General features: G+C 46.0%; 1 pseudogene. It reads right to left on the bottom strand.

The window, feature by feature from the left end:
• Positions 1–28: 28 nt before the first annotated feature.
• A pseudogene (locus tag ACTHS4_RS11725) lies at positions 29–341 on the bottom strand (hypothetical protein); the annotation flags it as partial.

Raw genomic sequence — 341 nt, 5'->3', positions numbered from 1 at the left:
GTTTCAGACGGCCTGCATATTTTGAATATCAATACAACAATTTCTTGCGGGGCTTTTGCTCACCATTGGATTTAATTTCTGACAAATTAAAATTCAATATGCTCAAATCCAAAACGCTTTCTGAAGTGCATTGATCGCCAAAGGCATTTTCATAAGTGGCCTTCAGTTTCAATACTCCGCCGAATGTTTGGTCCGGCAATTCGGCAGCCAGCGCCAACATACTTGCAAACACGCCGCCATACAATTCGCCTGATGCCAGCATATCCACACCGCCGGAAAACATCTCCAAACGCATCACTGCATCGGCGACCAGCTTGCTCGGCAAGTGATCCGGTAAAGAC

This window comes from Neisseria sp. P0014.S009 (assembly GCF_051958155.1).
In the GTDB taxonomy this organism is placed as follows: Bacteria; Pseudomonadota; Gammaproteobacteria; order Burkholderiales; family Neisseriaceae; genus Neisseria; species Neisseria flavescens_C.
The sequence above is the reverse complement of the archived record's forward strand: the minus strand, read 5'-3'. Positions and strand labels throughout refer to the sequence as shown.